General features: G+C 68.8%; 21 protein-coding genes, 1 tRNA gene and 3 pseudogenes. 12 read left to right on the plus strand and 13 right to left on the minus strand.

Annotation, left to right across the window (positions count from 1 at the left end; translation table 11 throughout):
- Positions 1-214: 214 nt before the first annotated feature.
- Positions 215-595, plus strand: coding sequence for a peptidase inhibitor family I36 protein (locus tag QQM39_RS22775; RefSeq protein ID WP_301999289.1), 381 nt, complete (start codon positions 215-217; stop codon positions 593-595).
- Between the two features lie 84 nt (positions 596-679).
- Entirely contained in the window at positions 680-1,558 is an 879-nt protein-coding gene (locus tag QQM39_RS22780) for a hypothetical protein (protein WP_301999291.1), read from the plus strand.
- A 27-nt stretch (positions 1,559-1,585) separates the two neighbouring features.
- Here the strand turns inward: QQM39_RS22780 and QQM39_RS22785 are convergent, their stop codons facing one another.
- The 3 genes from QQM39_RS22785 to QQM39_RS22795 form a co-directional block, all read right to left on the minus strand.
- The gene (locus QQM39_RS22785; protein WP_301999292.1) at positions 1,586-1,837 is read right to left on the minus strand and encodes a hypothetical protein; all 252 of its coding nucleotides are present in this window, start codon (positions 1,835-1,837) and stop codon (positions 1,586-1,588) included.
- A gap of 144 nt (positions 1,838-1,981) precedes the next feature.
- Positions 1,982-3,418, minus strand: a complete 1,437-nt coding sequence (locus QQM39_RS22790; protein WP_301999294.1) for a glycosyltransferase family 39 protein — start codon at positions 3,416-3,418, stop codon at positions 1,982-1,984.
- 167 nt (positions 3,419-3,585) lie between these two features.
- Positions 3,586-4,932 (minus strand): glycosyltransferase family 39 protein, encoded by a 1,347-nt coding sequence (locus QQM39_RS22795; RefSeq protein WP_301999296.1) that lies wholly within the window; start codon positions 4,930-4,932, stop codon positions 3,586-3,588.
- A 770-nt stretch (positions 4,933-5,702) separates the two neighbouring features.
- On the opposite strand from QQM39_RS22795, the gene QQM39_RS22800 reads away from it, so the two are divergent.
- Positions 5,703-5,787 (plus strand) — tRNA-Ser (locus QQM39_RS22800).
- Between the two features lie 153 nt (positions 5,788-5,940).
- On the opposite strand, the gene QQM39_RS22805 is transcribed toward QQM39_RS22800, so the two are convergent.
- From QQM39_RS22805 to QQM39_RS22820, 4 genes and pseudogenes are all read right to left on the minus strand, one after another.
- The gene (locus QQM39_RS22805) at positions 5,941-6,366 is read right to left on the minus strand and encodes an amphi-Trp domain-containing protein (RefSeq protein ID WP_301999298.1); all 426 of its coding nucleotides are present in this window, start codon (positions 6,364-6,366) and stop codon (positions 5,941-5,943) included.
- Positions 6,367-6,390: 24 nt separating this feature from the next.
- Positions 6,391-6,921, minus strand: a complete 531-nt coding sequence (locus tag QQM39_RS22810; RefSeq protein ID WP_301999299.1) for a DinB family protein — start codon at positions 6,919-6,921, stop codon at positions 6,391-6,393.
- Positions 6,922-7,096: 175 nt separating this feature from the next.
- Positions 7,097-7,552 (minus strand): annotated as a pseudogene (locus QQM39_RS22815) (hypothetical protein); the annotation flags it as partial.
- Between the two features lie 112 nt (positions 7,553-7,664).
- Positions 7,665-8,531: a bifunctional DNA primase/polymerase gene (locus QQM39_RS22820; protein ID WP_301999301.1), complete on the minus strand. Its 867-nt coding sequence runs from the start codon at positions 8,529-8,531 to the stop codon at positions 7,665-7,667.
- A gap of 401 nt (positions 8,532-8,932) precedes the next feature.
- Between QQM39_RS22820 and QQM39_RS22825 the strand changes: the two genes are divergently transcribed.
- The 6 genes and pseudogenes from QQM39_RS22825 to QQM39_RS22850 all read left to right on the plus strand — a co-directional run.
- On the plus strand, positions 8,933-9,259 hold the full coding sequence (locus QQM39_RS22825) for a hypothetical protein (protein WP_301999303.1): 327 nt from the start codon (positions 8,933-8,935) through the stop codon (positions 9,257-9,259).
- Between the two features lie 299 nt (positions 9,260-9,558).
- Entirely contained in the window at positions 9,559-10,608 is a 1,050-nt protein-coding gene (locus QQM39_RS22830; RefSeq protein WP_301999304.1) for a bifunctional MaoC family dehydratase N-terminal/OB-fold nucleic acid binding domain-containing protein, read from the plus strand.
- A 29-nt stretch (positions 10,609-10,637) separates the two neighbouring features.
- Positions 10,638-11,057 (plus strand): MaoC family dehydratase, encoded by a 420-nt coding sequence (locus tag QQM39_RS22835; RefSeq protein WP_302003689.1) that lies wholly within the window; start codon positions 10,638-10,640, stop codon positions 11,055-11,057.
- Positions 11,054-12,220, plus strand: a complete 1,167-nt coding sequence (locus tag QQM39_RS22840) for a lipid-transfer protein (protein ID WP_301999306.1) — start codon at positions 11,054-11,056, stop codon at positions 12,218-12,220. The genes QQM39_RS22835 and QQM39_RS22840 overlap by 4 nt, the downstream gene beginning before the upstream one ends.
- A 146-nt stretch (positions 12,221-12,366) precedes the next feature.
- Positions 12,367-12,924: a SigE family RNA polymerase sigma factor gene (locus QQM39_RS22845; RefSeq protein ID WP_301999308.1), complete on the plus strand. Its 558-nt coding sequence runs from the start codon at positions 12,367-12,369 to the stop codon at positions 12,922-12,924.
- Positions 12,925-13,096: 172 nt separating this feature from the next.
- Positions 13,097-13,306, plus strand: a pseudogene (locus tag QQM39_RS22850) (fatty acid--CoA ligase); the annotation flags it as partial.
- Positions 13,307-13,617: 311 nt separating this feature from the next.
- Here the strand turns inward: QQM39_RS22850 and QQM39_RS22855 are convergent.
- From QQM39_RS22855 to QQM39_RS22875, 5 genes are all read right to left on the minus strand, one after another.
- Complete coding sequence (locus QQM39_RS22855; protein ID WP_301999310.1) at positions 13,618-13,791, minus strand: hypothetical protein; 174 nt, start codon at positions 13,789-13,791, stop codon at positions 13,618-13,620.
- A 16-nt stretch (positions 13,792-13,807) separates the two neighbouring features.
- The gene (locus QQM39_RS22860; protein ID WP_301999311.1) at positions 13,808-14,176 is read right to left on the minus strand and encodes a hypothetical protein; all 369 of its coding nucleotides are present in this window, start codon (positions 14,174-14,176) and stop codon (positions 13,808-13,810) included.
- Between the two features lie 466 nt (positions 14,177-14,642).
- Entirely contained in the window at positions 14,643-14,795 is a 153-nt protein-coding gene (locus QQM39_RS22865) for a hypothetical protein (RefSeq protein WP_301999313.1), read from the minus strand.
- A gap of 123 nt (positions 14,796-14,918) precedes the next feature.
- Positions 14,919-15,317, minus strand: a complete 399-nt coding sequence (locus tag QQM39_RS22870) for a hypothetical protein (RefSeq protein WP_301999315.1) — start codon at positions 15,315-15,317, stop codon at positions 14,919-14,921.
- Complete coding sequence (locus tag QQM39_RS22875; protein WP_301999317.1) at positions 15,235-15,810, minus strand: hypothetical protein; 576 nt, start codon at positions 15,808-15,810, stop codon at positions 15,235-15,237. Before QQM39_RS22875 ends, QQM39_RS22870 begins: the two co-directional genes overlap by 83 nt.
- A 36-nt stretch (positions 15,811-15,846) precedes the next feature.
- Between QQM39_RS22875 and QQM39_RS22880 the strand changes: the two genes are divergently transcribed.
- The 3 genes and pseudogenes from QQM39_RS22880 to QQM39_RS22890 all read left to right on the plus strand — a co-directional run.
- Complete coding sequence (locus tag QQM39_RS22880) at positions 15,847-16,422, plus strand: hypothetical protein (protein ID WP_301999319.1); 576 nt, start codon at positions 15,847-15,849, stop codon at positions 16,420-16,422.
- A gap of 20 nt (positions 16,423-16,442) precedes the next feature.
- Positions 16,443-18,098 (plus strand): long-chain fatty acid--CoA ligase, encoded by a 1,656-nt coding sequence (locus tag QQM39_RS22885; protein WP_301999320.1) that lies wholly within the window; start codon positions 16,443-16,445, stop codon positions 18,096-18,098.
- Between the two features lie 98 nt (positions 18,099-18,196).
- Positions 18,197-18,556, plus strand: a pseudogene (locus QQM39_RS22890) (TetR/AcrR family transcriptional regulator); the annotation flags it as partial.
- 37 nt (positions 18,557-18,593) lie between these two features.
- Here QQM39_RS22890 and QQM39_RS22895 read toward each other — a convergent pair.
- Positions 18,594-23,153 (minus strand): PAS domain-containing protein, encoded by a 4,560-nt coding sequence (locus tag QQM39_RS22895; RefSeq protein ID WP_301999321.1) that lies wholly within the window; start codon positions 23,151-23,153, stop codon positions 18,594-18,596.
- Positions 23,154-23,244 lie beyond the last annotated feature (91 nt).

The following is a 23,244-nucleotide window of genomic DNA, read 5'->3' on the forward strand; positions in this document are numbered from 1 at the left end:
CACGCATCCAGTCAGACTCATTGATCCAGCTGGGCCTGCTTATCGGATTTAGCCATCTGAGCCATAGATCATTGACGTGATCGCGACATTCGCATTGGATTGTTGGCGGCAAGAAAAGACCTCGCAATTGCTCGTTCTACGGGCAAGGTGCATGCATTTCGCATTGTGCCAGCGCGCGGTCGCTGACCGATGCCAATCAAAACGGGAGAATCAAATGCGCAAAGCGATAATCGCTGGTCTCAGCTCCGTTGCGCTCGCCGGCGCGGCACTGATGGGTGTCGCCCAGACGGCCAACGCCAGCGAGACCGGTGTCCAGGCCACCTACTTCTGGCTCTTCCAGCACGACAGCTACGGCGGCTCCAGCAAGAACTTCTCCGGTGACGACCGGTACCTCAACAACACCTACTGGAATGGCACCAGCAGCCTCGTCGACAACGGCGCCAGCTCGATGAAGAACCAGACGGGCAGCGACGTTGTGCTGTGGCAGGACAACGGCTGCTCCGGTGACCAGTACTTCGCGAGGCCGAACTCCGTCGACTCGGATTTCAGCAACAACGGCTTCGACAACAAGGCCAGCTGCGTGGACTTCCGCTAATCGCATGCCACGGGTGGTGCAGACGTTTTGTCGGCACCACCCGCTCCCTTGAGGCCAGCTATCGGATCACGCGCAAGGTGTTCGATGAAGAAGAGATATGCAGCCCTGCTGCTCGGCTGTCTCACGCTCACGGCGGGTTGCACGTCCGAAGGCCCTACCGATGCAGCATTTCAGCAGGCAGGGGCGCCCAAACCGACCAGGGAAGTGCTCGACCTGGTCCTGCCGTTCGACAAGTACGAGCTCACCCAACAGGAAAACTACACAGTAGCGAAGGCTCGCGACTTCCTCATCGGGGAATGCATGGAGAAGCGCGGCCAGGAATGGAATATGTTGCACTACCCCTCGCGGGTAGATGAGATAAAGAATCGGCGCCGATATGGCGTTATTGAAGTGCAGGTGGCGCGAGAATTTGGCTACCATGCGAACTCGGCCATCCTCTCTGGGAATCAAGATGTCCAACAGCAGCGCGATGAGCGCGACAAGCATCTTGACCGCGACGGAATGCAGGCGGCATACAAAGAGAAGAGCGGTTGCGGCTACAAGGCCAATAATGTTCTAGAACGCGGTGGCGTAAGCGCCGATTATCACCTCTTCAACCGGCTGAGTTCAGAACTACTTACCGCGGCGAAGAAGGATCCGGGTGTCCTGCGGATCACCCGCCGGTGGTCTGAATGCATGAAGAGTCAGGGATACGTATACGGGACGCCTGATGAGGCGATTGGTGACCCTCGCTGGTGGAAGAAGGAATCGGAAGACGCCTCATCCACTGAAAAGGCGGTAGCGGTCGCGGATGTTCAGTGCAAGAGCCACGTGAACCTGGTGAGTGCGTTGTTCGAGGCCGAGACGAAACTGCAGAATCAGGCTATCAAGCAGCACGATGCATATTTTGACAAGCTCGCGGAGGCCCGCACCAAGTACCTCGACCATGTCAACGAAGTGATCGAGGAAAAGGGCATGCCGTGAGCCGACACCCACGGCATGCGCTCCCACTCAGGTCAGCAGTGTGATCGCGATCGCGGCGAGCAGGCACACGAGTGCCGAAGTCAGGACCCTACGAGCTGGGGCAATCTCGCGTGATAGTTGGCGACTTCGCTGCTGACGCACGTCGTTGCCCACATCGTCCGGTAGAGCGCGCGCTGACTCCGCGAACTTCGAGATCAGTCGACTGCTCAGCACGAAGGCCAGCACTGTGCCGACCAGGGCCCACCCGAACAGGGCAATCACGATAAATCGTCCGGCCACTTCGTCATCCCGCCTGTCTGTCGGTGTGTGGCGCTGCACAGGTGCCCTGCGTTCTGCCGGCAGGGTATCCCTGTACAGGTCGCTTGGGCAGAACACCTTGTCCGACGGCGGGGCCCACTCGGTTCTTCTCCCATACCCACGGAGTCACGCCTTCCCGCACTTGCCGGGACGGGCGTACACCACGAGTTGAGCACCCCGAAGCTGCGTGCGTTCGCAGACCTGGAAGTCGTCCTTGAGCGTCTTCCGCTTCACCACCTCCTGCGGATACGGATCGAGGGGCTGGCCTGCGGGGTCCATCAGCGCGAGGATCCGGCCAGAGGCCAGCATCTGCCGACGGATCCCAGCTGCACTGTCCTCGGTTCCTTGCAACGTGCCGGAGGCCGCAGGGGATTGAGCGAGTGCCAAGTCATTCAGCCGCTGGTACACCGAGGGGTGCGACAGCAGCCACTCGCGGCGCCGCGACGGCATGAACAGGACTCCGTCTCCTTCGGCTGCGCTACGATCCACGGCCTCTGCAATGGCGACAACATCGTCCTTGCGGCTCTCCGGCGTCCGCATAAGAAGGGACCACGGCACCAGGATCGCCAATGCCGCTGCAACCGCCACAATGGCAACACCTACCTGCCAAAGCCGAGAGAACAGATGCCGCCGACTGATCGCTAGGTCCAGTCCAGCCCCTACAAGTAGCGCCAGCCCCGCCATGGTGTAGATGACGTAGCGGTCGACATACCACGGCTTCACTAGAGACACCGTCATCAGCAAGCCGGATGGGACGACCAGCAACGAGGCGGAGAAGACAATCAGCACGCGGCGTGAGGCATCTGAGTCTTGAGTCGCACGTGCCCGCCGAAGCACCCATGCAAGGAGCAACCCGGCTCCTGAGATCGCGGCGTAGTGCCACCACGACGTGAGGCTCGGGCGACCTAGCCAACCCAGTTGCCGTTCGGATTGTCCAGCGCTCACCACGGCCAGCGGGATAGTTGCCACGAGTACCCCGACACCACAGGCGGACCATCGATGCCAGACCGTACGCGTCGCGTGCAGCAACCACAGTGCTACCCCATGCGCGACCATGGCCAGCGCGGCGAACTCATGGAGCCAACAGGCCAGGATCAGAGCCCCGGCATAGCTCCACCACCAACGACTCTTCGGTTGGGCCAACGCGCGGACGACGAAGTACGTTGACCAGACGACTACTGCGTACACCAACGCGTACGAGCGCCCCTCCTGAGCGTACTGCTGCACCATCGGCAACACCGCAGAGACCAGCCCGGCGAGGGTACCGACCCGATAGCCGGCTAAACGGGCCCCGAGCGCCCCTACTCCGGCCGCGGCCATCGACACTGCCACTACCGAAGGCGCCCGAAGGGCGACGAGTCCTCCGTCCCACATGCTGAAGACCACGTGCATGACGAGGTAGTACAAGCCGTGCACAGCATCAATGTGCCCGAGCAGCGTCCAGATGTCGCTCAGTGACCGATGCGCCACCTGGTACGTAACGGACTCGTCTCGCCACATGCTGTTCTGGCGGTCAATTCCCCACATTCCCACGACCAGAGAAGCTGCGAAGGGAATTCCCATCGGCGCGAGTCGGCGTAGGGCAAGACGCCGGTGACGTGGTGACGGTCGAAGCACGACGGTCCCAGTGCTGTCAGCGGAGGATGAACTCCGTTCCGTCTGCTGGCTGATGATTCCCTCCCGGGGCCGGTGTGACTCTGCTGCTGCGGCTGGTCGTGCGGAGCCGTCGGTCAGCACTTCCCCTTGCGCACGTGTACCTCGATGCGGGCTGTGCCCAGGGCTCGGCTGCTGCACGGTGTGAACCACCGTTTCAACAGGCGCTGTTTGACACGCTCCCCCTCAGTTGACTCAGCAGCCTCGCGCGCCGGTTCACGCAGCACCACAATGCGTGACGCATGCAACATGCGCTGTCGGAGCTCTTCGGGAGGTGCTTCAGCGCCATAGAGAGTGCGCGAGGCATGAGGGGATGAAGCCACGGAGAGGTCAGTGAGCCCGAGTGACCTGGGAGTTCGTTGCAGTGCCCACACCCGCCGACTTCCGGGGACAAAGAGCACCCCGTCACCGAGCCTGGCAGCCTGCTCCAACGCATGTGAGATAGCCGTGACATCGTCAGCGCGGCTGGCCGGACTCCGCAGGTGCGAAACGGCTGGCACCTCCACTGCCAGAGCTGCGGCGACCACCGTTACAAGGATGATTTCGCGGCGACGATGCAGCGCCCCCCACAGCGCCTCCAGCGCCGTACCTGCCAACAGAGCCAGCCCGGCCTGGGCATACAGCACGTACCGATCGACATAGAGGGGCTTCACCGTGGACGCCAGCAGGAGCAGCGCGGGCGGGACCAGCAGCAGGGGCAGACTGAGCGACGGCAGGTCCAACGCCGCGGGCTGTACACGAGGTCCACTCATGCCGAGCCGGGTCAGCAGCGCCGCGCAGACGAGTCCGACGACGGCCAACAGCGCGAACCCGGCCACATCGCTTGCAAAGGACACTTCGATCCAAGCGACCTGCTGTGCCTGCCGCATGCTCAACAACATCAGTGGAGCGGCGAGCATGACAGAACAAGCGGCCACTGTTCCCCAAGCCCGGGTCACAGCACGCGGCACGTGAGCGACGAGCAGCGTCACACCGTGCGCGGCCAAAGCGAGAATGGCGAATTCGTGCAACAGAATCGCCAGAGAGGTCAACAGTCCGTATCCCACCCATGCGGCGAAACGGGGACGCGTGCAGGCTCTCAGTAGAGCCCAGGTGGCAGCGACCACCAGTGCCGTCACGAGGGCGTAGGAGCGTCCCTCCTGCGTATAGCGCTGAACCACTGGCAGGAGGGTGAACACGACGCCAGCCAATAAGCCGCAGCTCGGCCCAACCAGCCGCCGGCCGATGGCGGCAACCCCGGCCGCGGCACACGCCATAGCGACTACGGACGGCAGCCGGAGGGCGACGACACCGCCCTCCCACAGTCGGAACACGCCGTGCATCAACAGGTAGTACAAACCGTGAACGGCGTCGGCATGACCCAATGTCGCCCACAACACTGACAGTGGCCGGTGGGCCATGTCGTATGTGACTGCCTCGTCCATCCACAACGATCCCTGCCGCCGGATCCCCCAGAGCCCACTGACCAAGGTGAGGACGAACGGGACGAGGAGATCCAGCCGCCGAGCAACTCGGCCACGTGAGCGCTGTGCCAGCAAGCGGGTGGACGGCGGCGATCCGGAGATGGGGCGGAGTGCCTGCGAGACGGAAATGGCGGACCGGCTTTCGTCGAGGTCAGGTCGATGTCGACCTGACCCAATCAGCCGGTTCATTGATGGGCAGCCCGCCCTCCAACCACCAATCAATTCAGTTGCCAGCGCACTCCTGCATTCCCTGGCTGGGGCGCAGACCCGGTCCTTATCCACCTGTTCGGGCTGGGGCCAGCGTGGGGCGAGACCAGGCGGGCCCGTCGTGCCACGCTCAGGCAGCTCCACAGCCCGCCCGGGTTAGTGGGTCTGGGCGTGATCCGTTTGACGGCAGCATTGACGGCAACGACAGCACACCGAGGTTGACGATCACGACGGTCAGTGACCAGCGCGAATGTAAGTAAAGTCCCAGCCCAACGGGGTGCCCGATCCTACGGATCAGAAGGTCGTGCTCCACGAGAAAGATCATGGCGGCGCCGCTGAGGAGTCCTGCTCTGTGCCAGCGCCGCGAGTACGGTGCTTTCCCTATGCTGGCGTGAGGCCGTGGACGGTGTGCTGATCACTGGCGGCCGAGAGCAGGGCAAGTGGACCCCGTGTGGACCACGTACCCCGAGCGGCGTCCGCGCCCGGTACGCTGTACCCGCTCCGCCCCTGGTGGGCGGTGCGCAGGTGGGTTGCCCGAGCGGCCTAAGGGAACGGTCTTGAAAACCGTCGTGGCGCGAGTCACCGTGGGTTCAAATCCCACACCCACCGCTTGTCAGGCGGCATAAGGCCAGGTGAGAAGGGGGGCCCGGATTTTCGGGCGCCCCTTCTTGCAGTCGGGCCGCGTGGAGTGGCCGAAGCGGTTCGCATGCTGGGCACGTCATGTATGCCGGGCAACAGCATGAAGGCGGGCTTTGGTGTGGCTCACGACTTCGTCGCGGTAGTCCGCTTCGAGGTTCTGCCTCCGCCGGTGCGGGTTCGCCCGGGGGGACCGGCGGCCGTGTTCTTCCGGCTGCCTCCGGCCTTCGCTGGGCCTGGAGCGGTCGGCCACTTGAACTCGATCTCCAGCTCGATCTCTCCGTCACTGACCTCGACCTCGATCTCGCCGCGAAGGTCGTCCGGTATCGGCAGGCTCAGCTTCCAAGGGGCGAGTTCCAGTTCGGCATCCCCGCCTTCCCGCAGTGCGGTCGCGAGCGCATCGAGCTGATCGGCCGCCTCAAGGCGGGACAGCGAGCGCTTCTGCTCAAGCTTGAGAACCTGCATGGCGTCTCCGATCCAGCGCAAAGCAAGCAGATAGAGACCATTTTGGTGCTGATTGCCAAGCCGGACATCTTGCCGGGACACACCCACCGGTGCGGCGTCGGCGGCGACGGATCAGTGTCCCGGCTGCTGCGCCCGTAGCAGCCTCAACTGCCCGATCTCCGCGACGTTCTTCATCAGTTCGGCGTTCACCCAGCCGATCATGTGGGCGACGGTGTACTGCGGGTCGTTCGGCCAGGGGAACGGCGCCGTGGCGTCCAGGTCCGTGTCGTCGAGCCGTTCCAGCGCGGCCAGCCAGTCCGCACGCAGGTCCCGAAGCCAGGCGACGGTCGCCATCCCGTCGTCGGGCCAGGTGACGTCGGTCCGCTCCCGGGGCGGGCGGCCCCGCAGATGGTCGGTGGCCACGCTCCACCACCAGCCGATGTGCCAGCTCACCCAGGCGATGGTCGGCACGGGGACGGGATCGGGCTCGGTGTCCGCCCAGTCCGGTACCCAGGTGCCGTCGGCTGCCGGACGCACCGTCCAGCAGTGCGGCCCCGGTTCCCACAGGAAGTCCTCGGGGCGGAGCCGTTCGAGGTGGTACTCGAACAACGCCCAGGTGAGATCGGACTGCCAGCGCATCAGGTCACGTCGGGAAATGCTCATCGGCCGACCCTGGCAGACGGGTTCCCCCTCGGGGCAAGTCGATTTCTCCGCCACGGCTGTCGTTGGAGGGGCGTGGGGCCAGAGGTCGTAGTCCCGTTCCAGGCGGTAGGCCCGGTCTGGGGCTCGTAGGGTCGTCTGGAGCTCGTAGTCCCGTCTGGAGTTCGCAGTCCGTCCAGAGCTCGTAGTCCCGAGCCAGCCCCTCCCACTCGACTTCCCGCAGTGCCTCCTCCGCGTCGCAGCCGGACGGCACGCGTGCGGTGGGCTGGAACCAGATGATCGTGAGGGCGGAGCGATACAGGACCGGGTCGCGGTCGCGGTCGAGGGCCGTGGAGTGGAAGGCGCCCACGCAGGCCACCCACGGCAGCACCTCGACCGGGCCGAACGCGCCCGCGTACTGGTCGGGATACTCGCGCGGCGGCGGAACGAGGTGCACCGGCACGGCGGGGTGGGCGTGCTCCGCGGCGCGGAGGAGGCCCTTGATCTTCATGTCGTTGACCGGCTTGCACGGGTAGCCCTCCAGCATTCCGCCGTACGTCGAGGAGAACCGCAGCTCGGAGAGGTCGAGCGAGCGGCCGGACGTGAGGACGACGCGGGTCAGCGACATGGTCGGCACTCCAGGGCGGTGGTGCATCTGGCTCCCGTGCGTTTCAAGGTCTGTCAGGCGCCTGCGAGCCTCGGTTGTCCTGTCGGCGCCTGAGAGGCCCGGGCACCCCGTCGGGCGTGCCGGACCCCGGGCGCGCCCGTCAGGGCCGGTGCGCCGTCATCCGCGCAGCCGACGCGATCGTCGCGCGGGCCTCGCGCTCGGTCAGGCCGGTGTTGAGGGCCGCCTCGACGAGGGGGTCGGTGAGGGCGGGGCCGATGCCGTCCTCGTAGGCGCGGCAGGCGGCCCAGAACAGGCGGGTGTTGCGCTGGCCCTCGTGGGCGGCGAGCACGAACTGGACGAGTCCTTGCCCGTGACCGCCGGTCGACGGGGGCGTGGGGTGGTGCGTGCGGGGCGGAGGGAGCAGAAGGCGCAGGAGGGCGCGCGGACAGGGCGCGGGGGTGATGTGGGAGGTGCCGGGGGCGGTGCTGTAGACGCCGTGGTCGGTGCGGGAGCCGGGGCCGACGAGGTAGCCGCCGGCGCCGCGGATGTCGATGCCGGGTGCGAGGCGGCCCGCCGAGTTGGGGACGACGACGTCGGGCGGGCCGGTCAGCCAGAGGTGGCGGCCGCCGCTGGGGGTCAGGACGACCACCGTGGGCGGAATCGTGAACAGGTGGCGCAGCGCCAGTTCGCGCAGGGCGGCCGAGGAGTCCGTACCGGATTTGGTGTCGAGGTCGATGCCGATCAGGTGGTGCGGCGGCAGGCCGCACGCGATGCCGTAGCCCGTGGCCCAGGGGGCGGCCGCGAAGAGTTCGCGGATGCGGGCGGGGTCGGTGGAGGCGTCGTAGACCCCGTGCCCGAAGCGGCCGCACTCGCCGTGGCAGGGGGCGGGGCCGGGGTCGTCGCGGTGCGGGGAGCGCAGGGCCGGGAGCTTCGTCCGGGACAGGGGGATGACGGCCAGTCCGCGTTCGGCGGCTGACAGGGCGTGTGCGAGGGCCAGAGTCGTGGCCTGCCGGTCGGTGGTGGCCATGACTCTATGTTCGTACGAATGTTCGAAGAAAGAAAGGGGGGAGGGGTGTGACCCGACGGACGACTCGCCGGACGACTCGCCGGGCGACTCGCCGGTTCGGCGGGGGTTCGCCGCGGACTGCTGGAACCTTTCGCCCCTTGTGGGGCTTGAGGCGGTGCTGTCCGTACCGCCCGTCTTGGGCGGCTAGAAGTGGCGAAAGGGTTTATCGACTTGTCATCACGCTTCAGGGCGAATGGGCGCTTCCGGGGTGGTTCGCCGGGGATTCGGTGGGCAACTCTGAACTCGCGACGTCGTGCACAGCTCCAGGGTGGTCGGCCAACTGCCTTGGAAGAAGCAGTACTTCATGCACTACCTATGCGTCCGGCTGGGGAGCCTGGGCGCACCTGTTCTGGAGGAACAACATGGCAAGCATCCGTACCGCCCGCGTCATCGCAGCCGTCTCCGCACTCCCGCTCGCCGCCGTACTGTTCACCGGCGTCGCGACGGCGGACAGCGGCGCCTTCGCGGACGACGGATCCAGCGTGGCCGTCACGAACGCCGCCCAGGGCCTCATCGGCAGCGGGGTCGGCGGCGACAACTACGGCACCTCGTCCACCACACAGCAGCAGGCGACCGGCTCCGGTGCCTCGAACCAGAGCAACACGGCCCAGGTCAACGGCTCGGCGTTCACGGCCGTCAACCAGGGCAACGACAACACGGCCGTCAACTTCACTCCGCTCTGGTGGTGAGCTGAGGGGGCCGGCGCCCCGGTGCTCAGGCGCCGGCCCTCTCGGATCTGTGGGGTGTGCTGTGGGGTGCAACGCGTCTGCGCGGCGGTACTTCGGTGCCGCCGCGCAGGCGTTTTCCGTGTTCCTCCTGGCTTTCCGTGTCCCTCCTGGCCTTTTCGCGGCCTTCCGGTGACCTCCGACGGCCTTCTGGTGACCTGTGACGGCCCGCTGCGGCCTTGACAGTGCTGCACATCTGACGGACAGTCAGAAATCTTCGTCAGTGCGATGCGCCGTGGGGCGATGAGGACGAGGGGGCGACGGTGGGCTACGAGCCCGTGGTGAGCCATGAAGCGGAAGCGCGCGAGGAGTTCGAGACGCGGCTGAAGGCCTACGAGGGGCAGCGCGCCGCTGTGTCGCGTGCGGGCAAGGACGCCGTCAACGCGCCCATGATCCGGCACTGGTGCGAGGCCATGGGCGACACCAACCCGGCGTACTCGGGACCGGACGCCATCGCTCCGCCCACCATGCTCCAGGTGTGGACCATGAGCGGCCTCTCCGGCCATACGGGCCGCGCGCACGCGTACGAGGAGCTGCTCGGCCTGCTCGACGAGGCGGGCTGCACCTCGGTGGTCGCCACCGACTGCGAGCAGGAGTATCTACGGCCCCTGCGGCCCGGGGACGAGATCACCTTCGACTCGGTGATCGAGTCGGTGTCGGAGAGGAAGACGACGAAGCTCGGCACGGGGTACTTCGTCACGACCCGCATGGACATCCGCGTCGGCACCGACCTGGCGGGCACCCACCGCTTCCGCATCCTCAAGTACGCACCCATACGTCCCGCCGGTCAGCCACGTCCCGCCGGTCAGTCAGGCCCCGCCGGTCAGTCACGTCTGGCCGGCCAGTCCGGTCAGTCACGTCACTCCGGTCAGTCGGGGCCACGCAACAAGCCCGCTCGCCCCCGCCCCGTGGTCAACCGTGACAACGCCGCCTTCTGGGAGGGCGTCCAGCGGCACAGCCTGCTCATTCAGCGCTGCACCGGCTGCGGCACCCTGCGCCACCCCTGGCTGCCCGGCTGCAACGCCTGCGGCGGCCTGGAGTGGGACAAGGTCGAGGCGAGCGGCGAGGGGACTGTCTATTCGTACGTCGTGATGCACCACCCGCCGTTCCCCGCCTTCGACCCGCCCTACGCGGTCGGCCTGATCGAACTGGCCGAGGGCGTGCGGATGATCGGCAACGTGGTGGGGGTGCCGTACGACAAGGTGCGGATCGGGCTGCCGGTGCGGCTCGAATTCCAGGAGCACGACGAGGGGTTGGTGCTGCCGGTCTGGCGCGCTCAGGAGTCCCAGCACCTCGGGGAGGTTGTCGCATGAGGGCCGGTGAGGGCGTGGCGGGGAACCGTATCAAGGCCGGTGACGAACTGCCGCCGCTGGAGGTCCCGATCACCCGCACCCTGATCGTCGCGGGGGCCATCGCCTCGCGCGACTACCAGGACGTGCACCACGACGCCGAGTTGGCCCGCCAGAAGGGCGCTCCCGACATCTTCATGAACATCCTCACGACCAATGGCCTGGTCGGCCGCTACATCACCGACCACTTCGGACCGACGGCCGTACTGCGCAAGGTGGCCATACGACTCGGGGCGCCCAACTACCCCGGAGACGCGATGGTGTTGACGGGCACGGTCGAGGAGGTCGACGGCGACACGGTGACGGTACGGGTGGTCGGCGCGAACGGCATCGGCAGACACGTGACCGGCACGGTGACGGTGACCGTCCCGGCCGGGGCTGCGGTCACCGCGTCGTCGGAGGGCCCGGCATGAGCGTTCGCGCGCGGGACGCCCTCGCCGGTCGGGCGGCGATTGTCGGTGTCGGGGCCACCGAGTTCTCCAAGGACTCGGGGCGCAGTGAGCTCCGGCTGGCCGTGGAGGCGGTGCGGGCCGCGCTGGACGACGCGGGGCTGACGCCCGGGGACGTGGACGGGATGGTGACGTTCACGATGGACACCAGCCCGGAGATCACCGTGGCCCAGGCCTGCGGGATGGGTGAGCTGTCCTTCTTCTCCCGGGTCCACTACGGCGGCGGCGCGGCCTGCGCGACCGTCCAGCAGGCGGCGCTCGCCGTCGCGACGGGCGTCGCGGAGGTGGTGGTCTGCTATCGCGCGTTCAACGAGCGGTCGGGGCGGCGCTTCGGGTCGGGGGTGCGGCATCGGGAGCCGTCGGCGGAGGGTGCGGCGCTCGGCTGGTCGCTGCCGTTCGGGCTGCTCACGCCCGCATCGTGGGTGGCGATGGCGGCCCAGCGGTATCTGCATACGTACGGGCTGACGCCGGAGGTGTTCGGGCATGTGGCCGTCGTCGACCGCAAGTACGCGGCGACCAACCCGGCCGCGTACTTCCACGGCAGACCCATCACCCTCGCCGACCACGCGGCCTCGCGCTGGATCGTCGAGCCGCTGCGGCTGCTGGACTGCTGCCAGGAGACGGACGGCGGCCAGGCACTCGTCGTCACGTCCGTCGAACGGGCCCGTGACCTGCCCCGCCCCCCGGCCGTCATAGCGGCGGCGGCCCAGGGCGCCGGCCGAGGGCAGGAGCAGATGACGAGCTTCTACCGGGACGACCTCACCGGTCTGCCGGAGATGGCCGTGGTGGCGCGGCAGCTGTGGCGGACGGCGGGGCTGGGGCCGGGGGAGATCGACGTGGGCATCCTGTACGACCACTTCACTCCTTTCGTGCTGATGCAGTTGGAGGAGTTCGGGTTCTGCGGAAAGGGGGAGGCCGGGGCCTTCGTGGCCGAGGAGCGGCTGCCGCTCAACACGCACGGGGGGCAGCTGGGGGAGGCGTATCTGCACGGGATGAACGGCATCGCGGAGGGGGTGAGGCAGGTGCGGGGGACGTCCGTGAACCAGATATCCGGGGCCGGGCGGGTGCTGGTGACGGCGGGTACGGGCGTGCCGACGTCGGGTCTGGTCCTTGCTGCCGACGGGTGACCCCCAGGGGTAATCCCGCAGTATCCGTCCCCCGCTCGTCCACCTTCAGGAGGTGGAGTCAGCACCACCCCTACAACCTGAGGCGGACGTCGCTTCGGCACCTGCGGCCGATCCGCTGGAGCAGGGGCCGCTCATAGCGTGGAGCCATGACCACACCCGTCTGCACCAGCGCTTCCGACGCCGCGACGCGGTCCCTGCCGAATGCGACGTATCCCTCCTTCGCCTCGTACGTGCGGGCCCGCCAGCCGGTGCTGTTGCGTACCGCCCGCTCGCTGACCGCGAACCCGAGCGACGCGGAGGACCTGCTGCAGACCGCGCTCACCAAGACCTACGTCGCCTGGGAGCGCATCGAGGACCATCGCGCGCTCGACGGCTATGTGCGCAGGGCGCTGCTGAACACGCGGACGTCGCAGTGGCGCAAGCGCAAGGTCGACGAGTTCGCCTGCGACGAACTGCCCGAGCCGGAGCCCACCCCCGGCCACGACGACCCGGCGGAGAAGCAGGCGCTGCACGACGCGATGTGGCGCGCGATCATGCGGCTGCCGGCGCGGCAGCGGGCGATGGTCGTCCTGCGGTACTACGAGGATCTCAGCGAGGTCCAGACGGCCGAGGTGCTCGGGGTCTCCGTCGGCACGGTGAAGTCGGCGGTGTCCCGAGCGCTCGGGAAGCTGCGCGAGGATCCTGAGCTGGGGCTGGTCCGCTAGGCGTGGCTCAGGGCGAACCCGCCTCCCTCGTTATCGTCACGCCCCATGAACGCAACGTGACATGATCGATCGCCCCCCTAGTGACATACCGCGCGGTATGCGCGCAGAATCTGCGCAGCTCTTACTGCCGCGTAGGCAATGTCGCCCCCGGGAGGACGCCGTGCTGAGCACGATGCAGGACGTACCGCTGCTGATCTCGAGAATCCTGACCCACGGGTCGACGATCTACGGCTCATCGCAGGTCATCACCTGGACCGGAGAGGCCGAGCCGCACCGCTGTTCCTTCGCGGAGGTCGGTGCGCGTGCGGCGCAGCTGGCGCACGCTCTGCGCGAGGACCTGGGTGTGGCCGGCGACGAGCGGGTCGCGACCCTGATGTGGAGCGGCGTGCCTAAAACACTCGCGGCTTGACCTGCGGAAACGCGAGTGAGGGGCAAGGGGCCCCGGTGTCCATGCCCATGGACACCGGGGCCCCAGTCTGTTGGGCGCCGTGTCGCGTGGGAGGGCAGGCGCAGGGCGGAGGAGACGACGAAGCCCCGCCCGGGGCTTCCGGGCGGGGCAGGCGCATGGCGTCCAGCTGGGGCTGCTTGCCTGCTCTGCTACAGGTGTAGACGTCCATTCATGTCAGTGGCTCTAAAGGGCAGAGCGGCCCGCGTCATTCCTGCTTTGTGCAAGACTCATTTGAAAACGACCCTTTAGTTTTGATCGTTCCGCGCAGGGGGCTTGCTGACTTTGTTTATCAGCAGGACGTAGGCGCCGCCTAGAACGAATGTGGCCACGTACTGAGCCCATTCGGTGCCGGCGAGTAGTTTGTTCGCTCCTACGAGCACGGCGGCCCAGGCGAGCGTGACAAGAATCTTGGCCGTCATTGGTGTGCTCCTAGCTTTACGCGAAGGACGAAAGGCAGGCCGCCGCCCCTGCGACGACGACCTTGCCGGCAATGTCCTTGGCCGCGTCCTTACTGATGAACTTGCCGACGACCAACGCAGCTGCCCCGCCAATTGCGGCCTTGACCAGGCAGTTCTTGACGATCTTGGTCATCTTGTTGTTGTGCAGAAGTGAGGCGCAGGCAGTCTTGCTGTGGTAGACCGTGCACATCGACCGCTGTTCTCCGATCGGGTCGACCATAATGTGGGCCGTCGGAGCCTTGGCGACAGGCTGCGACTGTGTGGCGGCTGACGCGGTACCCGCACCCATTATGAGGGCGCCACTGAGGAGGGCGGCGGACAGCGTGCTCGATATGACGCGCTTCATTTTGGAGAATCCCCGATTCTTCTTGCTTGGCAGGCGGACTCTGGTCCGGAGTCGCGCCTTCCGGTCATGCATGACCCTACGCACAAGATCGCTCGGGCCTGAAGGGATTTGACTGGGATTTGAGACTGGGCCTTTTCTGACTTGATGTTCGTGCCGGTTAGCGGCAGGAATGTCGGGCCTTCACGCTTGCGCCCCAGGTTCGACACGTATTCGCAATCCGCCCGCCCTGCCCGTGGTCTCCGGGCGGGGTGAGGACGGCTAGTACCTGCGGGGCAAACTCCATCGTTCCGGGTTAGCGGTGACGTCTGCCTTCAATGCTTTCACCGTGGGATCAACCGCGCCCCAGGAGTGTGGCCACGGATGCTCGGCGTACAGCCCGCATGCGTCGCCATTGGCCCGTTCGTCCGGGCACCAACTGAGCGTGACGAATTGGTGGTCGGTTTCACTCCACAGGAACCACACGGCTTCATCGGGGTTGGCGGCGCGCGCCGGACAGATCGGCGAAGTAGCGGGCGAAGATGTCCACCGGGTTGGTGACCATCACGACCACGCCCGGGTAGCCGGTCAGGGTGCGGGCCCACTCGGCGATGACGGGGCCGTTCGCGGCGAGTCCGGCCATGCGCACATCCGCCGTCGCGGATCTCGTCGAGGGCGGGGCGGGTTTGCGCGCGGCCGGCGATCTCGCGCACCTTGCGTTCGAGGTCGCGGATGCGGTCGAGCAGGTCGTTCGGGACGGTAGCCATCAGGCGGCGGCCTCCAAAGTCAGGGTTGCGGTTTCGCCTTGGTCGCGGGTGGGCGGTGTGACGGAGATGCCGACGACGCGGTGCCGGGTGTCGTAGCCGTCGGGGTTGAGCAGGTCGCGGATGCGCAAGCGGATCGTGCGGCCGAGCAGGTCGGGGTGACGTCCTGGTCGAGGCGCACGGTCACCGCGGGAATCACCTGGGGCGTGCGTGCGGCGGCGGCCTCGGCGCGCGCGTTGGCCGAGGGTTTCGGCGTCGTCCACGCTTGAGTGATCGCTCGTGGCGTCGAGGCGCGGCCAGCCGTCGGCGAGGGCCTGCTCATCGATGCGGAGGTCGGACAGCAGGGGCTTGCTTGCGGCGGCCTGGTTGCTGTTGTCCGAGGCGCCGCGGGCCTGCCACACGTTGGCGAGGGTGGTCGCGTCCTCGGGGGCGTTCGTAGGTGAGCACGGGTCCGGGGTGGGTGAGCACGACGTCGGCCTCGCCGCGGGTGATGCGCGGGTATCCGAGTTCGAGCAGCTTGCGCCGGTGGCCGGTCTCGGGGCCGCGGTCGCAGCGGATGCGCCACTCGAACCCGTTGTCGACGGCGGCGAGCTTGTCGAGCAGTTCGCGAACGCTCGGCTGATCGTGCTTGCTGAAGCTGCGCGACCGCTTCACACCCGAGAGGTGGGTGTCGTACTCGATGCCGGTGTCGCCGCCCGGCAGCGACTGTGCGTAGTCGACCAGGTTGCGGGCTATGTCGAGTTGGTCGATTGCCTCGGCGCTCAGCGTCTCGAACAGCCGGCGGTGTTCGAGGTAGGTGTCGAAGGTGCCGGCCTGCACTTCAATGGAGGCGAACCCGCGCTCGTCGACCTTCGAGACGGTCGACCACAGGATGCCGCCCCACCAGATGGACACCCTCTACGAACTCACCGGCCTCCCGCGGCACGGTCAATGCCGAGGCGGCACCAGCATGACCACCGGCACACGACCACCGGCGGCAAGTACATCAACAAGCCCGGACACGCCTACCGCTGCACGCTGCACGCTGCACGCTGCACGCTGCGTGCGCAGTCCGGCAGCACCGCATGCGACGGCATCTGGATTCCTCGCGCGGACGTAGAGCGCGAGGTCACAGAGTGGCTCATGCGCGAAGCCGCACCCGGCATCGACACCGCGCCACCCGCCGAGGGCACCGACGAGCCACAGATCGACGAGCGGGCCCTCGCCAAGCAGGCGCAGGCCAAGCTGAAAGGGGAGTACGACACGATCGAGGGCGCGCTCACCCGCTTGATCATGGACGCCAACGAGAACCCCAAGAAGTACCCACCGGGAGCGTTCGAGCGCGCACGCGACAACTACCGAAGCCGGCCCACATCTGCCGAAGGCCGTTCGGTACCGTCACGGCTGGCCTGTGGCTCGCTGCCGAACTCTGGACACGTCCGGACACGTGGGAACAGATTCCCCCGAGGTAGTGACATACCGAGTGGTATGCCCCGAGAATCGCGGCCAGGTACTACCGCCGCGTAACTCAATGGGGAGGCCCACCGGTGTACGGCACAATGCAAGATGTACCGCTGCTGATCTCGCGAATTCTGGAGCACGGCCGACAGATCCACGGTTCGTCGCAGGTCACCACGTGGACCGGCGAGCCCGAACCGCACCGCCGTAGCTTTGCCGAGATCGGCAACCGAGCCGCCCAGCTGGCTCACGCACTCCGCGACGATTTGGGAGTACGTGAGGACGATGTTTTGGGCACACTGATGTGGAACAACGCCGAGCACGTCGAGGCGTACTTCGCGATCCCCTCCATGGGCGCGATCCTGCACACCCTCAACCTCCGCCTCCCGGCCGAGCAACTGGCCTGGATCGTCAACCACGCGGCCGACCGGGTGGTCATCGCCAACGGTTCGCTCCTCCCCCTCCTCGCCCCGCTGCTGCCGCACCTCAGGACGGTCGAGCATGTGGTCGTGTCGGGGCCGGGTGACCGTTCCGCTCTGGCGGGCGCGTCCGTGCAGGTGCACGAGTACGAGGAACTGATCGCCGGCAAGCCGACCACGTACGACTGGCCGGAGCTGGACGAGCGTCAGGCCGCCTCCATGTGCTACACCTCCGGGACGACCGGGGACCCGAAGGGCGTCCTCTACTCCCACCGCTCCGTCTACCTGCACTCCATGCAGGTCAACATGACCCAGTCGATGGGCCTGACGGACCAGGACACGTCGCTGATCGTGGTCCCGCAGTTCCACGTCAACGCCTGGGGCCTGCCGCACGCCACCTTCATGACCGGCGTCAACATGCTGATGCCGGACCGCTTCCTCCAGCCCGCCCCCCTCGCCGAGATGATCGAGGGCGAGAAGCCGACCCACGCGGCCGCCGTGCCCACCATCTGGCAGGGCCTGCTCGCCGAGCTCACCGCGAAGCCGCGGGACGTCTCCACCCTCGGCCAGGTCACGATCGGCGGCTCGGCCTGCCCGCCCTCGCTCATGGAGGCGTTCGACAAGCTGGGCATGCGGGTCTGCCACGCCTGGGGCATGACGGAGACCTCACCGCTCGGCACGGTCGCCCGCCCGCCGGCCCACGCGGTCGGCACGGCCGAGGAGTTCGCGTACCGCCTCACCCAGGGCCGTTTCCCGACGAGCGTCGAGGCCCGCCTCACCGGCCCCGGCGGCGAACGCATCCCCTGGGACGGCGAGTCGGCCGGCGAGCTGGAGGTGCGCGGCCCCTGGATCGCCGGTGCCTACTACAACGGCCCCGACGCCGAACTGCTGCGCCCCGCCGACAAGTTCAGCGAGGACGGCTGGCTGAAGACCGGCGACGTCGGCACCATCTCCCCCGACGGCTTCCTCACCCTCACCGACCGCGCCAAGGACGTCATCAAGTCCGGCGGCGAGTGGATCTCCTCGGTCGAGCTGGAGAACGCGCTGATGTCCCACCCGGACGTAGCCGAGGCCGCCGTCGTCGCCGTCCCCGACGACAAGTGGGGCGAGCGTCCGTTGGCCACGGTCGTCCTCAAGGAGGGCGCCACCGCCGACTTCGAGACCCTGCGCGCCTTCCTCGCCGACGAGGGCAAGATCGCCAAGTGGCAGCTCCCGGAGCGCTGGACGGTCATCCCGGCGGTGCCGAAGACGAGCGTCGGCAAGTTCGACAAGAAGGTGCTGCGCAGGCAGTACGCCGAGGGCGGCCTGGACGTCACCCAGCTCTGACAGGTATACGGCGGCCGGGACGAGATGGGTTCGTCCCGGCCGCCGAGTACTTCACTGAGGTACGGCACCTTCACCGCCGTAGGACTCACGCCCCCTCCAACCCGGAAGACATCGAGGGCTGGCTGGACCGGCTGATGGACTACCACGCCGCCCACCCCGAACTGCTGCGCCTCCTCTACGGGGAGGGCATCCAGTACGGCAGCACCGAACTGCCCGACGAGACCGAGCGCCAGGAGCACTACGCCCACAAGGTCGCCGCGGTCCGGGACGGCCAGGAGCGCGGCGTGATCACCGACGCGATCCCGCCCCAGGACCTGCTGTTCCTACTGGTCGCGATGGCCAACTGGGCCACCGTCGTGCCGCAGATGAGCCGCATCCTGGTGGGCGGCGAGGACGACGACCGGGACCGCCTGCGCGCCTCGGTCAAGGAGGCGGCGCGCAGGCTCATCGCGCGCTGACGTACGCCAGCCGGTACCGCGTCAACGACGTGCGTCGTCAGTTGGTCCCGATCCGCGACAGCAGGTCCACGATCCGGGACTGCACCTCACCGCTGGTGGACCGCTCGGCGAGGAACAGCACGGTCTCGCCGGAGGCCAGCCGCGGCAGGTCGGCCTGGTCGACGGCGGCCGTGTAGACGACGAGCGGGGTGCGGTTGAGCTGCCCGTTCGCACGCAGCCAGTCCACGATCCCGGCCCGGCGCCGATGCACCTGCATCAGGTCCATCACGACCAGGTTCGGCCGGAAGTCGCCCGCCAGCGCCACCGCGTCGGCATCACTCGCGGCCCGCGCCACCTGCATCCCGCGCCGCTCCAGCGTCGCGGTCAACGCCAGCGCGATCTCGGCGTGCTCCTCGATGAGCAGGACGCGCGGCGGGTGCTGCTCGGTGTCCCGGGGCGCGAGCGCCTTCAGCAGTACGGCGGGATCGGCGCCGTACGCCGCCTCCCGCGAGGCCTGTCCGAGCCCCGCCGTCACCATCACCGGCACCTCGGCGGCCACCGCCGCCTGCCGCAGCGACTGCAGCGCGGTCCGCGTGATCGGCCCGGTCAGCGGGTCGACGAACAGCGCGGCCGGGAACGCCGCGATCTGCGCGTCGACCTCCTCGCGAGAGTGCACGATGACGGGCCGGTAGCCGCGGTCGCTCAGCGCCTGCTGGGTCGTCACGTCCGGCGCCGGCCACACCAGCAGCCGCCGCGGGTTGTCGAGCGGCTCCGGCGGCAACTCGTCGTCCATCGGCTGCGGGCGCGGCGTGTCGGCGACCTCGATGGCGCCGCCCGGCCCGTCCAACGGCTCGGGCCCCTCGGCGGCGTTCTCGTCCGGCGCGCCTATGGCGTACGACCGCCCGGCGCCCTCGGTCATCGGCGCCAGCCGCGACTGCCCGGCCTGCGACGGCTGGGGCTGCCCGCCGAGCGACGGCTGCGGCGCCGGGGAGGGAACCGGCTGCGCGGGCGTCGGCTGCTCGGCCTGCGGATGCGGCCGTGCCGCCTGCTCCGCCGCCGCGCCGGTCCGGGTGGCGGGATCGGGCGGCGTACCCAGCTTGCGGCGCCGTCCCCCGTTGGTCTGATGCGGGGGAGGCGTCGCCGACGGCTGCTGCACCTGCGCCGCCTGCCGCGTGAAGGGCACCCCCTGCCCCAACGTCCGCACACTGATCGCCCGCCCCTGCGTCGAGTTCGGGTCGACGGGGGCGCCGGGAGCGGCGGCGGCTTCGGCAGGCAGAGGCTGCGCCGCACGCTGCTGCTGGGTGGCCTGGGCCGCCGCGGCCGCCTCGGGAGGCAGCGGGGTGCCCGGAGCAGGCGTACCGGGGGCGGGCTGGGGCTGCGCCTGCTGGGGGGCGTTCGGATTCGGCGGTACGGGGGTGGCGGCGCCCTGCGGCGGGACGGGAGCGCCGGCCGCGTGCGGGGGCGCGGGGGTCGCCGCAGCGACGTTCGCCGGTACGGCTGTCCCGGCACCGGAGGTGTCGTCGGCAGCGGGCCACGGCTGGGGGGCCGGGGTGCCCTGCGTCGGGGCTGCCTCGGTGGGGAGGGGCTGGCCAGGCACCGGCTGCGCGGGGGCGGGGTGGCCAGGTACCGGCTGGGGCTGACCCTGCTGCACCGGAACCGGCCGGCCCGGAGCCGCTTGCCCTGGAACAGCCGGAGCCGCCTGCCCCGCAGCGCCCTGCACGGGCACGCTCTGCGCCGGCGCCCCGGCGGCTTCCGCCGGCTGGCCCATGGCCCGGCGACGACGTCCGGTCGGCGCGCTGGTCGGATGCGGCTGCGGCGGGGTGTGATCCTCGGACTGGTCGTGCGGCACGGCATCGTGCCGGCCTTCGTCGACGGGAACGTCACCGGGGGTTCCCTGGCCGGGAACCTGGACCTGGCCCGGAATCTGGACCTGGCCCGGAATCTGGGCCTGACCCGGAATCTGGGCCTGGCCCGGAACCTGGGCCTGGCCCGGGGCCTGACCCTGCACAGGAGCCGGCACCTGCCCCGGAACCGGAACCGGAACCGCACCCGGCATCTGCCCAGGAGCCACAGGCGAAGCCGGAGTCATGGCCGCACCCGCATCCGCCCCCGCACCCGTGGTCGGAGACGAACCCGGAGACGAACCCGGAGCCGAACCCGGCGCCGGAGTCGGCTCCGCGCCGCCCTGCCCCTCCACACCGTCCACAGCGTCCACACCGTCGGCGGCGGCAGTCCGGTCCGCCGCGGCGGGCGGCAGCGCGAACACCTGACGGGGCCCCGCCTCCTGCGCCTGCGCCTGCGCGGCACCACGCTCGGCCGCCGCGGCCAGGGCACGCCGCCGACGCCCGGACGGCTGAGGACCCTCACCCGTACCGGCCGTACCGGCCTCGGAACCCGGCTGAGCGGCGTCACCGCCCGCAGGCAACGCGGGCGGCAGCGCGTGCTGCTCTCCGCCGTCCCGCCGGGCACGTCGCCCACTGGGTGCGGGCACACCTTGCGGGGGTACGGTCCCGCCGAGCCCGTTCCCGGCGGCCGCGGTCCCCGCAGCGTGCTCGCCGGCCATGACGACGGCTCCCTCGGCGACACCGTGCCGACCGTCCTGGCCGTCCTGGCCGTGCAGGCCGCCCTCGCCACCGTCACCGCTCTCGGCCGGTCGCCCGCGTCGCCGCCCGGTACCGCCGGAGGCCTCGGCGCCGGCGTCCCCCGCACCCTGCGCGAGCTCCAGCGCAGGCGGGGCCGCGCGCCTGCGCCGCCGTCCGGTGGGCGCCGCGCCCTCGGCGTCGGAGGCCTCGGCCTCGGCGCCGGGCGTATCGCTCTCCAGGAAGGCGTCGACGGAGGACCGCCGGGCCCGCCGCCGACCGCCCCCGGCACCCTGCTCGCCGTCCTCGGCGGCACCCTCGGCCCCGTCACCGGCCTCAGCGGGGGCGGCCTCGACGGGAGCTGCGGGAACGGCCCCGGCCCCACCGCCGATCGGCACTTCGAGGACGTACGCACTGCCGCTCATCCCCGGCACCTCGTGCGTCTGGAGCACACCGCCGTGAGCCCGCACGATCCCGCGCACGATCGGCTCGTGCACCGGGTCTCCCCCGGTGTACGGCCCACGCACCTCGATCCGTACGACCTCGCCGCGCTGCGCCGCCGCGACGACGACGGTGTTGTCCATGTAACCGCCCGCCGACACGGGCGAGTTGCCGGTCGCGTCGACGCCGGCGACATCCGCGACGAGATGCGCGAGTGCCGTGGCGAGGCGCTGCGGGTCGACCTCGGCCTCGATGGGCGGCGCGTGCACGGCGAACTGCACCCGCCCCGGCCCGATGAGCTCGACGGCCCCGTCGACACCCGCGGCGACGACGGCGTCGAGCATCACCTTCGTACGGGTGACCCCCTCGCCGCCCGAGTCGAGCCGCTGGTACCCGAGGACGTTGTCGATCAGCGTCGTGATGCGCGAATAACCGGCCGACAGGTGATGCAGCACCTGGTTGGCCTCGGGCCACAACTGCCCCGCGTCGTCCGCGGCGAGTGCGGCCAGCTCACGACGGAGTTCGTCGAGCGGACCCCGCAGCGAACGCGCGAGCAGCGTCAGCAACTGCTCATGCCGGCCCGCAAGCGCCTCGTACCGGTCCTTCTCCCGCTCCCCGAGCGCGGCGTACCGCTCCTCGCCCGCGGCGAGCTCCTCCTCGTGCCGCTCCTTGAGCTCCTCGAGTTCGGCCACGTGCTTCTGCCGCAGGGCGGTCAGCTCGGAGGCGTGCTCCTCGGCGAGCCGCTCCAGTTCCTGAGCGTGCCGCTCGTCCTCTGCCGCCTTCTCCTCGGCGAGGGCGTCGTAGGGCCGCCGGTCGCTGAAGGTCATCACGGCACCGACGAGCTGGTCGCCGTCGCGGACGGGCGCGGTCGTCAGGTCGACGGACACCTTGTCCCCGCCCTTGGACCACAGCACCTGCCCACGCACCCGGTGCTTGCGCCCCGAGCGCAGGGTGTCGGCGAGCGGAGACTCCTCGTACGGGAAGGGGGACCCGTCGGCACGGGAGTGCACGGCGAGCGTGTGCAGCTCACGCCCACCGAGCTCGCTGGCCCGATAACCCAGTATCTGAGCGGCGGCCGGATTGACGAGGACGATCCGCCCGTCGGTGTCGGTCCCCACGACACCTTCCGACGCGGCCCGCAGGATCATCTCGGTCTGCCGCTGCGAACGCGCCAGCTCCGCCTCGGTGTCGACGGTCCCGGAGAGATCCCGCACGACGAGCATGAGCAGCTCGTCACCCGTGTAGCCGTAGCCGTCGTAGGCCTGCTGGCCGTTCTCGAGATTCGCGGACGTGACCTCGACCGGGAACTCGCTCCCGTCGGTCCGCCGGGCCATCATCCGGGTCGGCTTGGTCCGCCCCTGCGGATCCATGTGTTCGGGCCGCCGCATGGACCCCGGGATCAGCTTGGAGTCGAAGTGGGGCAGCAGATCGAGCAGCCCGCGACCGACCAGAGCGGTCCCCGGTGCCTCGAAGGTCTCCAGGGCGATGGTGTTGGCGTTGACGACGGTCCCATTGGCGTTGACCAGCACCAATGCGTCGGGAAGCGCGTCGAGTATGGCTGCGAGGCGAGCAGCGCCTCGGGATGGCCTGCTGCTCACGAGACGCTTCCTCCCTGTTACCGCACCTTGCCGACCGCTCAAGCCATCTTGCCAACCGGCCCGCAGCGTGTCACGCGAGGGAGTCTAAGGG

This window comes from Streptomyces sp. DT2A-34, assembly GCF_030499515.1.
Classification (GTDB): domain Bacteria; phylum Actinomycetota; class Actinomycetes; order Streptomycetales; family Streptomycetaceae; genus Streptomyces.

Bases quoted from the DNA above. Each gene is read 5' to 3' on its own strand.
- QQM39_RS22825 (WP_301999303.1), top strand. From the start codon at position 8,933: ATGGCAAGCATCCGTACCGCCCGCGTCATCGCAGCCGTCTCCGCACTC.
- QQM39_RS22880 (WP_301999319.1), top strand. From the start codon at position 15,847: ATGCCGAGGCGGCACCAGCATGACCACCGGCACACGACCACCGGCGGC.
- QQM39_RS22860 (WP_301999311.1), bottom strand. From the start codon at position 14,176: ATGAAGCGCGTCATATCGAGCACGCTGTCCGCCGCCCTCCTCAGTGGC.
- QQM39_RS22790 (WP_301999294.1), bottom strand. From the start codon at position 3,418: ATGGGAATTCCCTTCGCAGCTTCTCTGGTCGTGGGAATGTGGGGAATT.
- QQM39_RS22820 (WP_301999301.1), bottom strand. From the start codon at position 8,531: ATGGCCACCACCGACCGGCAGGCCACGACTCTGGCCCTCGCACACGCC.
- QQM39_RS22775 (WP_301999289.1), top strand. From the start codon at position 215: ATGCGCAAAGCGATAATCGCTGGTCTCAGCTCCGTTGCGCTCGCCGGC.
- QQM39_RS22780 (WP_301999291.1), top strand. From the start codon at position 680: ATGAAGAAGAGATATGCAGCCCTGCTGCTCGGCTGTCTCACGCTCACG.
- QQM39_RS22795 (WP_301999296.1), bottom strand. From the start codon at position 4,932: ATGGACGAGGCAGTCACATACGACATGGCCCACCGGCCACTGTCAGTG.
- QQM39_RS22855 (WP_301999310.1), bottom strand. From the start codon at position 13,791: ATGACGGCCAAGATTCTTGTCACGCTCGCCTGGGCCGCCGTGCTCGTA.
- QQM39_RS22865 (WP_301999313.1), bottom strand. From the start codon at position 14,795: ATGGCCGGACTCGCCGCGAACGGCCCCGTCATCGCCGAGTGGGCCCGC.
- QQM39_RS22840 (WP_301999306.1), top strand. From the start codon at position 11,054: ATGAGCGTTCGCGCGCGGGACGCCCTCGCCGGTCGGGCGGCGATTGTC.
- QQM39_RS22810 (WP_301999299.1), bottom strand. From the start codon at position 6,921: ATGAGCATTTCCCGACGTGACCTGATGCGCTGGCAGTCCGATCTCACC.
- QQM39_RS22845 (WP_301999308.1), top strand. From the start codon at position 12,367: ATGACCACACCCGTCTGCACCAGCGCTTCCGACGCCGCGACGCGGTCC.